12 protein-coding genes are annotated in these 12598 nt (G+C 59.9%); 5 read left to right on the top strand and 7 right to left on the bottom strand.

Annotated elements, in window-relative coordinates:
* Positions 1-134 precede the first annotated feature (134 nt).
* From PMI23_RS13295 to inhA, 4 genes are all read right to left on the bottom strand, one after another.
* On the bottom strand, positions 135-659 hold the full coding sequence (locus PMI23_RS13295; RefSeq protein ID WP_007917142.1) for a hypothetical protein: 525 nt from the start codon (positions 657-659) through the stop codon (positions 135-137).
* Positions 660-864: 205 nt separating this feature from the next.
* Positions 865-2430 (bottom strand): methyl-accepting chemotaxis protein, encoded by a 1566-nt coding sequence (locus tag PMI23_RS13290; RefSeq protein ID WP_007917140.1) that lies wholly within the window; start codon positions 2428-2430, stop codon positions 865-867.
* Between the two features lie 102 nt (positions 2431-2532).
* Entirely contained in the window at positions 2533-3324 is a 792-nt protein-coding gene (locus PMI23_RS13285) for a CPBP family intramembrane glutamic endopeptidase (protein ID WP_007917138.1), read from the bottom strand.
* 231 nt (positions 3325-3555) lie between these two features.
* Complete coding sequence (inhA, locus tag PMI23_RS13280) at positions 3556-4242, bottom strand: isonitrile hydratase (RefSeq protein ID WP_007917136.1); 687 nt, start codon at positions 4240-4242, stop codon at positions 3556-3558.
* Positions 4243-4331: 89 nt separating this feature from the next.
* Here inhA and PMI23_RS13275 point away from each other — a divergent pair, with 89 nt between their 5' ends.
* Together PMI23_RS13275 and PMI23_RS13270 are read left to right on the top strand one after the other, a co-directional pair.
* Positions 4332-5315 (top strand): GlxA family transcriptional regulator, encoded by a 984-nt coding sequence (locus PMI23_RS13275; RefSeq protein WP_007917134.1) that lies wholly within the window; start codon positions 4332-4334, stop codon positions 5313-5315.
* A gap of 76 nt (positions 5316-5391) precedes the next feature.
* A complete protein-coding gene (locus PMI23_RS13270) occupies positions 5392-6024 on the top strand; it encodes a hypothetical protein (protein WP_007917132.1) in 633 nt (210 codons plus the stop codon).
* Here PMI23_RS13270 and PMI23_RS13265 read toward each other — a convergent pair.
* The 3 genes from PMI23_RS13265 to PMI23_RS13255 form a co-directional block, all read right to left on the bottom strand.
* Complete coding sequence (locus PMI23_RS13265) at positions 5996-6385, bottom strand: hypothetical protein (protein WP_007917131.1); 390 nt, start codon at positions 6383-6385, stop codon at positions 5996-5998. The genes PMI23_RS13270 and PMI23_RS13265 overlap by 29 nt on opposite strands.
* A gap of 311 nt (positions 6386-6696) precedes the next feature.
* Positions 6697-8523, bottom strand: a complete 1827-nt coding sequence (locus PMI23_RS13260; protein WP_007917130.1) for a glycoside hydrolase family 15 protein — start codon at positions 8521-8523, stop codon at positions 6697-6699.
* Positions 8516-9316 (bottom strand): glucose 1-dehydrogenase, encoded by an 801-nt coding sequence (locus tag PMI23_RS13255; protein ID WP_007917129.1) that lies wholly within the window; start codon positions 9314-9316, stop codon positions 8516-8518. The genes PMI23_RS13260 and PMI23_RS13255 overlap by 8 nt, the downstream gene beginning before the upstream one ends.
* Before the next feature lie 241 nt (positions 9317-9557).
* Here PMI23_RS13255 and PMI23_RS13250 point away from each other — a divergent pair, with 241 nt between their 5' ends.
* From PMI23_RS13250 to PMI23_RS13240, 3 genes are all read left to right on the top strand, one after another.
* Positions 9558-10730, top strand: coding sequence for an MFS transporter (locus PMI23_RS13250; protein ID WP_007917128.1), 1173 nt, complete (start codon positions 9558-9560; stop codon positions 10728-10730).
* A gap of 72 nt (positions 10731-10802) precedes the next feature.
* Positions 10803-11543 (top strand): thioesterase II family protein, encoded by a 741-nt coding sequence (locus tag PMI23_RS13245; protein WP_007917127.1) that lies wholly within the window; start codon positions 10803-10805, stop codon positions 11541-11543.
* Positions 11544-11580: 37 nt separating this feature from the next.
* The gene (locus PMI23_RS13240; RefSeq protein WP_007917125.1) at positions 11581-12564 is read left to right on the top strand and encodes a TauD/TfdA family dioxygenase; all 984 of its coding nucleotides are present in this window, start codon (positions 11581-11583) and stop codon (positions 12562-12564) included.
* Positions 12565-12598: the final 34 nt, after the last annotated feature.

Here is a 12598-nt window from a genome sequence, read left to right as displayed (position 1 = left end):
GACGGCCTGACGACTAACCAACCTCTCACTGATGCACCCGGTCCAAATGTAGGAGCGAGCCTGCTCGCGAAAGCGGCATCACAGACAACACCAAAAAATCACAGGCCAACTTCCCGCTATTTCTTTGCGGTACATCAAACAGTATCCGGCAATGCCTCAAAATACTGTTTGGCTTTCAAGTCATCTCTTTTTAAATTGAAAGTACCTTTGGGTCTTATTTGTTCGGGCGTGTCGTCGGGTTTTGTTTTTGTAAATGTCGCTTCGAATTCACCTTCAACAGTCCCTTGTACAGGATCAAGCTTAATGCTCAATGTCGCATCACCCGCTGGGATAACTCGCCAGCCTTTCAGTCCGCCCTTATTGATTGAATGTCTGTGGTCACAGTACAAGCCCGTTGCAAGTGTATAAGTGTCTTTCAGTATGTCTTCGTTGATATACGGCACTGCGAGCATAAAACCAAAAAGATTCTCTGAGTCGACGGAGCCTACGGAACCGTAAAATATCCATAAGTTGTTAGTTGTCGTGCTTGATTTATAGAATAATGTTCTTTGCGCTTCGGTGGATAAAGAATCGATCTGCCACTGAAATTCGTTGTCCTCTGTTTCGAAGTTATTTGTCTGAGGGGTGTTTTCTTCGTTATAAAAATCTCTGAAGTTCACGATGAAATCCTTCTGTCTCGTAGGGGGTATCCCGTCGATTGATCGAGCGGTATTTCATAGATATTCAGTTGTTAGAATGTTGTCTACTGTCAGAGTTGTCAGCTAGACAAAGTTCGCGGAATGTGCATTTTCGCCTTTTTCTTTTTTTCAGGTAATAAAAAACCGGAAGCTTTCGCTGTCCGGTTTTTTTATCCTGCTAGAACAATCAGCGGTTAAACCGCTCCACCAACGAGTATTGCGTGTTAGCCGTCTTCGTCAGTTCTTCACTCAGCAACGCCGAGTTATGCGCCTGTTCCGACGTCTGATCCGCCAGCTCCGAAATATTGCTGATGTTGCGGCTGATCTCTTCAGCCACCGCACTTTGCTCTTCCGTCGCCGCAGCAATCTGCGTGGTCATGTCGGTGATGTTGGCCACCGCTTCACTGATCCCGACCAACGCCTGATCCGCTTCCAGCACTCGCGCCACACCTTCTTCAGCCTGACGATGCCCGGCTTCCATGGTTTGCACGGCACTCGAAGCCGTCTGCTGCAACTTGGCGATCAGGGCATGAATCTGCCCGGTCGATTCGCTGGTGCGTTGCGCCAGTTGACGCACTTCGTCAGCCACCACGGCAAAGCCACGGCCCATCTCACCGGCACGCGCGGCTTCGATCGCAGCGTTCAGTGCCAGTAGGTTGGTCTGGTCGGCGATGCCTTTGATCACATCAACCACGCCGCCGATTTCGTCGCTGTCCTTGGCCAGTTGGGTCACGGTCAGGCCGGTTTCCCCAACAACCACGGACAAGCGCTGAATGGCTTCGCGGGTTTCGCCGGCGATGTCACGACCGCGACCGGTCAGGCGATTGGCTTCCTGAGTCGCGTCAGCGGTGCGCTGCACGTGGCTCGCCACTTCCTGAGTGGTCGCGGCCATCTGGTTGACGGCGGTGGCGACTTGTTCAGTTTCCACGCGTTGACGTTCCAGGCCGGTCGAGCTGCTGTGTGCCAGTCGGTCGGATTGCTTGGCCTGATCGGTCAGGTGTTCGGCGGTGTCCTGCAGACGGGTCAGGCAGGTTTTCAGGCGTGCTTCCTGGCTGAGAATCGACATTTCCAGACGCGCCTGCGCGCCACGGCTGTCGGTGTACATCTGCGCGATCAGCGGGTCAGAGGTGGTCTGTTCGGCCAGACGTAGCAGGCGCTTGAGCCCGCGTTGCTGCCATTGCAGGCCCATAAGACCCAGCGGCACCGAAAGACCGGCGGCGAGGGCGAAGCCCCACTGCGAGTTCAGGGTCGCGCCGATCACGAAGCTCAGTTGGCTGACCAGAATGAACGGCAGCCAGTCTTGCAGCACCGGCAGCCATTTGTCGCTGGAAGGGATCGCCGACTTGCCTTGGTTGATGCGTTGGTAGAGCGCTTCGGCACGGCGGATCTGTTCGGCGGTGGGTTTGATCCGCACCGACTCGTAACCGACTACCTGATTGCCGTCGAACACCGGTGTTACATAGGCGTTAACCCAGTAATGGTCACCGGTCTTGCAGCGATTCTTGACAATGCCCATCCATGGCAAGCCTTGTTTCAGTGTGCCCCACATGTGCGAAAACACCGCCGCCGGGACGTCGGGGTGACGGACCAGGTTGTGCGGCGCACGGATCAGTTCTTCACGCGAAAACCCGCTGATCTCGACGAAGGCGTCGTTGCAGTAGGTGATCACGCCCTTGGCGTCGGTTGTGGAGATCAACCGCTGCTGAGCCGGGAAAGTCCGTTCGCGTTGTGTAATGGGCTGGTTGTTACGCATGGTTTTTCAATCCGCAAGGCTTTGAAAGGTTGTCGGCGGTGACAGCTTTTTATTGAAATTTTTTTTCAATAATCAGCACAGCGTCGCAAAACGGCGCTTGCTTCAGCCAGCGAGCATCGGATAGGTGAACAAACCGAAATGCAGCAGGTTCAGGCCGAAATGCGTGGCGATCGCCGCGCCGAGCCCGCCAAAACGGTAGGCCAGACCATAGCCGACACCCGCCAGACCCGCCAGCAACACCCACGTCCAGCCTGCGCCGGCATGCACCAGACCAAACAGCAGCGAGGCCAGCAGCAGGGCGAGGTTTTCACCGTACGGCAGGTGTTTGAAGCGCTGGCTGAGGCCGCCCTGTATATAGCCGCGAAACAGCGCTTCCTCGACCAAAGTCACCAGCAGCAGGTTGTTCAGCACCCACAGCCACGCCTGATCCGGCCACTTCGGCGCCCAGGCAATCACACCCAGCAACAGCGCACCGCCAAGGGCCAGAACTGCGCTCAGCGTCAGGGCGAGGGCGGTGGCGTACACGCTCAGACGTAACGAACGTCGCCCGACAATCCACGGGCAGACCAGCAACAGCCAGAAGCCAATCAGTGGTTTGTCGAGATTCAGGTACATCGAAAACGGCACGGCGTTGTCGGTGAAGCGCTGCGGGTCAATGGCGCGACCGTTGGCGAAACCCGGCAGCCAATGCAGGGCCAGCGCCAAAGCCAGCACGATAAACAGGCCATGACCGAGAAAACGTGCGACCGGCACCTGTTGTTGGCGCACGGCAAAGCCTGCGAATACCAGCAGGCCAACGGAAATCAACGCCAGCCAGCCAAGGTGACCGTAACTCAGCGCCCATCCGTAACCGAGGCTGAGAAGCGCCAGATAGAGCCATGGCAAAGCCTTCATCGAAAGTCCCTGTGCAAATTTTGTGGAAGGGCTTTCTACACGGGTGGGGGCGTGGGGACAAGTGAAGGTGTGGTGGCAAACCGGGACAGTGCGCGAACCTGTGACCAACACTGGTCCCCTGTGGGAGCTGGCTTGCCAGCGATGAGGCCTGCACAGCCGACATCTTCATCGACTGGTACACCGCTATCGCTGGCAAGCCAGCTCCCACAGGGTTTTGTGGATGGCTGGGAATCAGTGCAGGTTAAGTTTCGCGGCCACACGCTCGGTGATTTCCGTGCGCAGCTTCAGCGATGGCGCGGCGCGCAAACGGGCCTCATCGACAATCGCCCCCGGCGCAGTCTCCGGGCTGCCAGCGTTGAACGGCGGCGCCGGCGCATATTCCAGTTGCAACTGGATCAGTTGCGCGGTGTCGGCATCCACCAACTCAGCCGCCAACACCAAGGCAAAATCGATCCCCGCCGTAATCCCGCCGCCGGTAAACAGATTGCCGTCACGCACCACCCGATCCTTCACCGCGATCGCGCCCAGCGTCGGCAGCAGATCGTGATACGCCCAATGCGTGGTCGCGCGTTTGCCTTGCAGCAGGCCCGCGGCGCCGAGGACCAGCGAACCGGTGCACACCGATGTCAGGTACTTCGCCTGAGCAGCCTGACGCTTGATGAAGTCCAGCGTCACTAGGTCTTCCATCAACGCCCCAACGCCACCACCGCCGGGCACACAGATCACATCCAGATTGGGACAATCCTCAAACGTGATGGTCGGTTTCAGCAGCAGGCCGGTGCTGGCGGTGACCGGCATCAGATCCTTCCAGATCAGATGCACCTGCACGCCCGGCAACGAGGCGAGCACGTCGTACGGCCCGGTCAGGTCGAGTTGCTGAACCTGCGGAAACAATAGAAAACCGATCTGCAGCGTCATTGTTCTTGCTCCATGAAAAGGGGTGGACGGCTTCACTGTAGGCGCGTAGGTTCTGGCGCATACGCCAATCACCCCACGAATTACGCCAAATGCCCAAAGCCATCCACGTACTCGCGTTTGCCAACATGCAGATTCTCGACGTCACCGGGCCATTGCAGGTGTTCGCTTCGGCCAACGACATCGCCCGTCAGCGCCGTTTGCCCATTCCGTATGCGCCGAGCGTGATTGCCAGCGGCGGCGGGGCGGTGATGTCGTCGGCTGGTCTGGCGGTGTTGGCCGAACCGTTGCCCGAAGCGCCCAGCGATACGTTGATCATCGCCGGCGGCTGGGGCATCTATCCGGCGGCTGAAGACATGGCGCTGGTGGATTGGGTGCGCGAACACGCCGCCAAATGTCGACGCGTGGCCTCGGTCTGCACCGGCGCGTTTTTGCTGGCAGCCAGCGGCTGGCTCGACGGTCGCCGAGTCGTCACCCACTGGACCCGCTGTGAACAACTGGCGCAGCAGCACCCAAAACTGCAAGTCGAGGCCAATCCGATCTTCATCAACGACGGCCCGGTCTGGACCTCGGCAGGTGTCACCGCCGGCATCGACTTGGCTCTGGCGATGGTCGAAGAAGATCTGGGCAGCGACATCGCGCTGGACGTCGCCCGCCATCTGGTGGTGTTCCTCAAGCGCCCCGGTGGGCAATCGCAGTTCAGCGTGACCCTGTCACTGCAGAATCAGGGCAATCGGTTTGATGAACTGCACGCGTGGATCGCCGAAAACCTGACCTGCGATCTTGGCGTGCCGACCCTTGCCGAGCAGGCGGGCATGAGCGAACGCAGTTTCACCCGCCATTATCGTGCCGACACAGGCCAGACCCCGGCGCGGGCGATTGAACTGATCCGTGTCGAGACGGCGCGGCGCTTGCTCAGCGACACCGGCCTGCCGGTGAAACGGATCGCGGCCAATTGCGGATTTGGCAGTGAAGAAACCTTGCGCCGTAGCTTTCTACGGGCGATTGGCGTGACGCCGCAGGCGTATCGCGAGCGGTTTTCGCTCAGCACTGCAGTAGATCCGGTAATGCCTTGAGCATTTCCGGCGGGGCTATCTCCGGGTTCAGATAGACTGCACAGCTAATTCTGCCGACCGACTTCAAGGACGATGCATGTCACTCAAATCGCTGCTTGCTCTGCTGGTATTCGTCGCGATGCTGGCTGGTTGTGCTTCACCGCCACCGTCACTGCCGGACACCCCGCAACGCCGTGAACTGATGGAGCGCATGTTTGCCAAGTCGACGATCATGCTGTCGTTCAAGGAACTCGACGCACGCGCCGCCGCCGAGCCGGGCGAACCAAAACGCCAAATCTCTGCAGATGAGGCAGTGGCCAAGCATAAACAACAAATGAATGTCGACCTGCCAGCCGCGTACTGGCAGCAGCGCCGCGCCAACCTGGCGCAACTGATCGATGCCAGGGCCAAGGGCGAAGCTATCGGCCTGGCGGCTTATAAAGCGAAGTACTTCGAACAGTTGTCCCAGGCGCCGACACCTATGCTCACGGCGCTGGCCAATGCGCCGAGGATGGACGCGCTGCCAGAGTTTGCGCTGGTGCTGCCCAATGATCATCAACTCAGTTACTTCTACTTGATCACCGTCGCGGATGAGACGTTCTGGGAAATTGAGCAGTTTTACCAGCACATGGCCGATCTGGATGCCCAGTACGGCGTCTGCGCGCTGTTCCCGGATTGCTACCGAGCGGACTTCCGTACGGCTAAGCCTCGGCTTCCGCCATCTGATTAAAGTACTTCGTCCGGTCCGGGGTAAACGTCACCACCATCTTCGTCCGCGAGCACGTCAGCGAACGCTCTTCACTCAAATCAATATTCAGATCCTCGCCGCGCAAGCCTTGCCACTGCGCCAGGTATTTCAGCGAGCCGTATTTTTCGAGCTTTTTCAGGCTGCGACTCACGCCACCTTTCCAGCCGAGCACCGGCAGTTCACCGTCGAGGCACTGTTGGGCGATATGGGGGAAACGCGCGGCGCGCTGTCGGCCGACTTCCCAGCATTTGATCAGACCCTGATCGGCAGCTTCCCAGAGCTGGGTGCGGGTCAGGCCCGTGCGAAGAGGGGCGGCGATGTTGCGCTGGACGTGCTGGCTCATTCTGGTTCCTTGAATTCGGGTTTTGTTGGACAGCTCCGCTGTGCCCGTTGCGGTGGATGGTAGGGGCGGATGTAACCGCTGGCAACAAGGTATTTCGGGGTGTAAGTGCAAGTTACGAGGGGAGCTTGGCGTGGTGTTTGTGAGTTTTTTGCGGGCATTGATTTACACAAAGTGTCGCCGCAGGTAACCGCTGCAAGGCCCAGCGCCGAAACTCGGCGCTGGGTGATGTGTGTGGCGTGTAGGCCGGCTTCCCACAAGAGGCGTTTAAAATGCGATTTATCTGACAGACGCTGACGAAGAATCGGACGAGTTCAAGGCTGCCACTCACTCTTTTCCCCGCTCAAACGCCGATCCAGAAAACTCGCCGCGCTGATCAACGCCAGATGCGTCAATGCCTGTGGGGTATTGCCCAAGTGCCGGCCATGGGCGTCGAACTCTTCGGCGTAAAGGCCCAGCGGATTGGCATAGCGCAGCAATTGCTCAAACTCCAGATGGGCTTTTTCCACCTGCCCCGCGCGAGCCAGGCATTCGACATACCAGAACGAGCACGCAGCGAAGGCGCCTTCGGTGCCGGCCAGGCCATCGATATTGCTGTCGTCATTGCGATAGCGGTAAACCATGCCGTCGCGCACCAGGGTCTTTTCGATGGCCGCGAGGGTCGCGAGCCAACGCGGATCCTTGGCGCTGACGAAACGCACCAGCGGCATCAACAACATCGAGCCATCCAGCGCCGTGCCGCCCTTGTATTGGACGAAATGCCCGCGCTCCTCGTTCCAGAAGTTGTCCCAGATGTCGGCGTAAATCGCCTGCCGGGTCTTGTCCCATTGCGCAAACGGGGCCGGCAGCGAGCGCTTCGAAGCCAGGCGAATGGCCCGGTCCAGCGCCACCCAGCACATCAGCCGCGAGTGCAGAAAATGATGTTGCTCACCGCGCATTTCCCAAATGCCGACGTCCGTGGTCTGCCAGGTTTCACAGACTTGATCGACCACTTCGCGCACGTGTCGCCAGCCCTCGTGGGAAATCGCGTCGCCATATTTGTTGACCAGATACACCGCGTCCATCAGTTCGCCGAAGATGTCGAGCTGGATCTGATCGTACGCGCCATTGCCGATGCGCACCGGTTGCGCGCCGCCGTGTCCGGACAGATGGGTCAGTTCGGTTTCCGGCAATTCCTGTTGCCCGTCAATGGCGTACAAAATATTCAGTTTCATCGGTTGCCCGTGGCAATCGCTGACCCGTCCGCGCAGCCAGCCCATGTAGTCGTTGGCTTCGCCGACAAAGCCCAGACGCATGAACGCGTACACCGTGAACGAGGCGTCGCGGATCCACGTGTAGCGGTAATCCCAGTTGCGTTCGCCGCCCGGCGTTTCCGGCAGACCGAAGGTGGCGGCGGCGAGAATCGCGCCGTGTTTGCGCGAGGTCAGCAACTTGAGCGCAAGGGCTGAACGGTTGACCATTTCGCGCCAGCGTCCACGATAGATTGACTGCCCGAGCCAGTCGCGCCAGAACTTCAGCGTGCGCTCCATGCACAATTGCGCAGCGCCTTCCTCGAAGCGCGGATCGTCTTCGCCGCCGAGCAGAAACGCGGCTGTCTGATCCTGTTTCAAGGTAAATGAGGTTACCGCTGCGTCGGTCTCGATGTGCAGTGGTTGATCCGAGGTCAGCCGCATCGATGGCTGGCCATCGGCACTGAAGATCACCGCTTGCTGGTCCATCCGCGCGCGGGTGGCGGCGCGGGCATAGTCATGGCGCACCGCGCAACGCACGTGGAAGGTCGCTTCACCGCTGACCACGCGCACCCGGCGCATCAGCAACGGCAAATCGTCTGCGTTATCGGCGATCGGCAGCAGGTCGGTGACCTCGACTACCGCGCGCTCACTCAGCCAGCGAGTTTGCAGAACATTGGTGTCTGGCAGGTAAATCTGCTCGCGGCGGGCATCGGGCAGGTCTGGCGCCAACTGGAAAATTCCCGCGTCGGGGGTGTCCAGCAACGAACAGAAAATCGACGGGCTGTCGAACTCCGGCCAGCAGAAAAAATCCACGCTGCCACGGTCGTTGATCAGTGCCGCACTGCGCATGTCGCCGATGATGCCGTGGGCGTCGATCGGGCTTTGTCGTTCCAGGTGATGCTCAGCCATTGCCGCGAAACTCCGGATAGAGGCTCATGCCGCCGTCGATGAACAGGGTGGTGCCAACGATGTAATCGGAGGCGTCGGAGGCGAGAAAGACCAGCGCATTGGCGACGTCTTCAGCATCGCCGATGCGTCCGTAGGGAATCAGCTCAAGCAGCTTTTCGCCGGCAGCGCCTTCAGTGGCGTCTTGATTGATCGCCGTGCGAATGGCCCCCGGCGCAATGCCGTTGATACGAATGCGTTGGTGGCTGACTTCCTGCGCGAGGGTCTGCATCAGTTGGTCGACGCCGCCCTTGGACGCGGCGTAATTGACGTGACCGGCCCAGGGAATGCGCTGGTGCACCGAACTCATGTGGATGATCTTGCCGGCCGCACGGGACACGCCTTCACGAATGCCTTGGCGATTGAAGATGCGCAGGGCAGCGCGGGCGCAGAGGAACTGCCCAGTGAGGTTGACGCCGATCACTGCGTTCCAGTCGTCCAGCGACATATCCACAGCGGCGGCGTCTTTTTGCATACCCGAGTTGGCCACCAGAATGTCCAGTGAACCGAAGGCATCGAGGGTTTCGGCGAACAGCCGTTCAACCTCGTTTTCCTTTGATACGTCGGCGCGGATGGCGATGGCTTGGCCACCATCGGCAATGATCTGTCGGGCCAGTGCCTCGGCTGGTTCTGCCTGCCGGTTGTAGTTGATGATTACTGCGGCGCCGGCGGCGGCGAGGGCTTTTGCGCACGCGTGGCCGATGCCGGAACTGGCGCCGGTGATCAGGGCTGTTTGTCCGGTGAGGGAGATGTGCATGCGGGGTCTCGCCTTGAGTGAGGGCTTATAAAGCTGACTGGTGGCGAGCGATGAGAGTTCAGCTCGAAGATCAAAAGATCGCAGCGTGCCGCAGCTCCTACATGGAATGCGATCTCCAGTAGGAGCTGCGGCACGCTGCGATTTTTTGATCTGCAAGGCCTTCACATTCCACCAACAATTCCTCGCTTCCACGCCTCGCGACCCTATGGCAACTTGGCGGCCCTTGATGAGGCTGCAACCCATGGCAAACCCCTACCGCGAATTGTTCAACGCCCCCGGTGCACGCAATTTTGTGCTGGCCGGAATGATCGCGCGCATGCCGATCTCCATGACCGGTATCGGCGTGATCACCATGCTCTCGCAGTTGAAGGGCGGGTATGCGCTGGCCGGTGCGGTGGCGGCGACGTTCGCCCTGGCAACGGCGTTCTGTGCGCCACAGGTTTCGCGGCTGGTTGATCGCTTCGGTCAGGGGCGGATTCTGCCGGTATCGGCATTGATCGGCGGCGGGGCGCTGTTGATGTTGCTGCTGTGCACGCATTTGCAGGCACCGACCTGGACGCTGTTCGTCTTCGCCGCGCTGGCCGGGTGCATGCCGAGCATGTCGGCGATGGTGCGGGCGCGCTGGACGGAAATCTATCGCGGCCAGCCACAACTGCAGACGGCGTACGCGCTGGAGTCGGTACTCGATGAAGTCTGCTTTATTGTCGGTCCGCCGCTGTCGGTGGGCTTGTGCGTGGCGGTGTTCCCCGAGGCCGGGCCGCTGGCGGCGCTGTTGGCGCTGGCGATCGGCGTGACGGCGTTTGTCGCCCAGCGCAGCACCGAGCCGCCGGTGCATCCGCACGCCCTCGAGCACCACGGCTCAATCATTGGTTCGACGGACATTCAGCTGTTGCTGGCGTTAATGATCGCCATGGGCGTGATCGTCGGTGTGGTCGATGTCGTCAGCGTCGCGTTCGCTCAGCAACAGGGGCAACCGGCGGCGGCGAGCATTGTGCTGTCGGTGTATGCCATCGGTTCGTGTCTGGCCGGGATTGCGTTTGGGGCGATGCGCTCGAAACTGCCGTTGCCGCAATTGTTTCTGTATGGCGGGGTGGCGACGGCCGTGACGACGCTGCCACTGTTGCTGGCGAGCAATATTATCGGCCTCGCGCTGGCAGTATTCATTGCCGGCCTGTTCTTCGCGCCAACCTTGATTGTCGCGATGGCACTGGTCGAACGCATCGTGCCGCCGGCCAAGCTCACCGAAGGGCTGACCTGGCTGGTGACTGGTTTGAGTATCGGCGTTGCCATTGGCGCCGCTGGTTCGGGCGCGCTGGTCGATGCTTTCGGCGCACGCAGCGGCTTTTGCTTGGCGATTGCTGCCGGGGCAGTAGTCCTCGCGTCGGCGGTGCAGAGTTTCCGTCATCTGAAGTGATCGGCCAACCGACTAATTCCCGCGTCACCTCATCCGTTCTCTTTTACAGATAACCCTATTGAGGTAAACGCGGTGACAAAGCTGACACTGCTGTGCCTGCCCTATTCGGGCGCCAGCGCCATGGTCTACAGCCGCTGGCGGCGCCAACTGCCGTCGTGGTTGCACCTGCAACCGGTGGAATTGCCCGGGCGCGGTGCCCGATTCGACGAACCCCTGCAAATCGACATGCGTGCACTGGCCCGGCAATTGGCCCGCGAGCACAAGCCCGGCTTGCAAACGCCTTACGCGCTGTTCGGGCATAGCCTCGGTGCGCTGCTGGCGTGCGAGCTGGCACATGCTTTTCGCGAGCTCGGTGCGCCGGAGCCGGTGGCGCTGTTCGCTTCCGGCACGGCCGCGCCGACCCTGCGCAGTGACTATGATCGCGGCTTTGCCGAAGCGCGCAGCGATGAGGAATTGATCGATCAACTGCGCACTTTTCAGGGCACCAGTGAAGAAGTGCTGGCCAACAAAGAGCTGATGAGCCTGACCCTGCCGGTGCTGCGCGCCGACTTCATGATGTGCGGGCGTTTCACACCGGCGCAGCGGCCCTTGCTCAATTGTCCGGTGCACGTGCTGGGCGGCAAGGAAGACCGCGCGACCACCGAGCAACTGATCGGCTGGAGCAAGGAAACCCTGGGCAGTTTTTCCGTGGACATGATGACCGGTGGGCACTTCTTCATTCATGAGCACGAAGCCCGGGTCATTCGCACGATCAAGACCCATCTGGAAGTCCATCACCGCCGTCATGCCCAGGCAGCGGCGCCGGCCTTTTAGCGCGGTTCACCTATCGAGTGATTACAGGAGGCCAGTCATGGCTGTTGCTGTGGGATTTTCCGTTCGGCCACTGCTGCCGCAACGGGGGCGCTTGCCGTTGTTGGTGGAAGCGACCGATGCGGACACTGAATTGCTGGCAGTGTTCGATGAATTGAAAGAACTGGTGGACGAGCATCTGCTGCGCGACGGCGGGGTACTGTTTCGCGGTTTCCGTCTGAACGGTGCCGAACAGTTCCGGCAGTTCGCGGCGAGTTTTGGCCATCCGCTGTTGAACTATGAATTCGGCTCGACGCCGCGCACCAACGTGACGCAGGGCGTGTACACCTCGACCGAATACCCGGCGCACCAGAGCATTCCGCTGCACAACGAGCAGGCCTACTCCCGCGACTGGCCGATGAAAATCTGGTTCTACAGCATGATCGCGGCAAAGTCCGGTGGCGAGACGCCGATTGCCGACAGCCGTGAAGTCTATCGGCGTATTCCCGCGGCGATTCGCGAGCGCTTCGTCAGCAAAGGGCTGATGTATGTGCGCAACTTCGGCAACGGGTTGGATGTGGCTTGGGAAGACGTGTTCAACACCGAAGATCGCGAGGTCGTCGAGGCCTACTGCAAGGCCCACGGCATTGTCTGCGAATGGAAGGATGACGGTGAACTGCGCACCCGCCAGACCTGTCAGGCGGTGGCAGTCCATCCGGTGACCGGTGACAACGTCTGGTTCAATCAGGCGCACCTGTTCCACATTTCCAACCTGCAAGCGGAAGTGCGTGAAAGCCTGTTGGACATTGTCGACGAAGAAGACTTGCCGCGTAACGTTTACTACGGTGACGGCTCGGCGATTGAAGACGAGGTGCTGGCGCAGATTCGCGCGGTGCTCGATGAGTGCGCGATCAGCTTTCCCTGGCAGGAGGGCGATGTGCTGATGCTCGACAACATGCTCTCGGCGCACGCGCGTTCGCCGTTCGAAGGTCCGCGTAAAGTGATTGTCGCCATGGCTGAAGGGCATTCACAAGGTCCGCTCTGAGCAATTCCCACGTCTGTTGGTAAAGCTGCCGAAG

The sequence above is a fragment of the Pseudomonas sp. GM24 genome (assembly GCF_000282235.1).
In the GTDB taxonomy this organism is placed as follows: Bacteria; Pseudomonadota; Gammaproteobacteria; order Pseudomonadales; family Pseudomonadaceae; genus Aquipseudomonas.
Note: the sequence above shows the minus strand (reverse complement) of the source record. Positions and strands in the feature narration are given on the sequence as shown.

What these genes read in the sequence shown, in the direction of transcription:
- PMI23_RS13265 (WP_007917131.1), bottom strand. Translation starts at nt 6,385, where the DNA reads ATGAGCCAGCACGTCCAGCGCAACATCGCCGCCCCTCTTCGCACGGGC.
- PMI23_RS13290 (WP_007917140.1), bottom strand. Translation starts at nt 2,430, where the DNA reads ATGCGTAACAACCAGCCCATTACACAACGCGAACGGACTTTCCCGGCT.
- PMI23_RS13250 (WP_007917128.1), top strand. Translation starts at nt 9,558, where the DNA reads ATGGCAAACCCCTACCGCGAATTGTTCAACGCCCCCGGTGCACGCAAT.
- PMI23_RS13255 (WP_007917129.1), bottom strand. Translation starts at nt 9,316, where the DNA reads ATGCACATCTCCCTCACCGGACAAACAGCCCTGATCACCGGCGCCAGT.
- PMI23_RS13240 (WP_007917125.1), top strand. Translation starts at nt 11,581, where the DNA reads ATGGCTGTTGCTGTGGGATTTTCCGTTCGGCCACTGCTGCCGCAACGG.
- PMI23_RS13285 (WP_007917138.1), bottom strand. Translation starts at nt 3,324, where the DNA reads ATGAAGGCTTTGCCATGGCTCTATCTGGCGCTTCTCAGCCTCGGTTAC.
- PMI23_RS13260 (WP_007917130.1), bottom strand. Translation starts at nt 8,523, where the DNA reads ATGGCTGAGCATCACCTGGAACGACAAAGCCCGATCGACGCCCACGGC.
- inhA (WP_007917136.1), bottom strand. Translation starts at nt 4,242, where the DNA reads ATGACGCTGCAGATCGGTTTTCTATTGTTTCCGCAGGTTCAGCAACTC.
- PMI23_RS13270 (WP_007917132.1), top strand. Translation starts at nt 5,392, where the DNA reads ATGTCACTCAAATCGCTGCTTGCTCTGCTGGTATTCGTCGCGATGCTG.
- PMI23_RS13275 (WP_007917134.1), top strand. Translation starts at nt 4,332, where the DNA reads ATGCCCAAAGCCATCCACGTACTCGCGTTTGCCAACATGCAGATTCTC.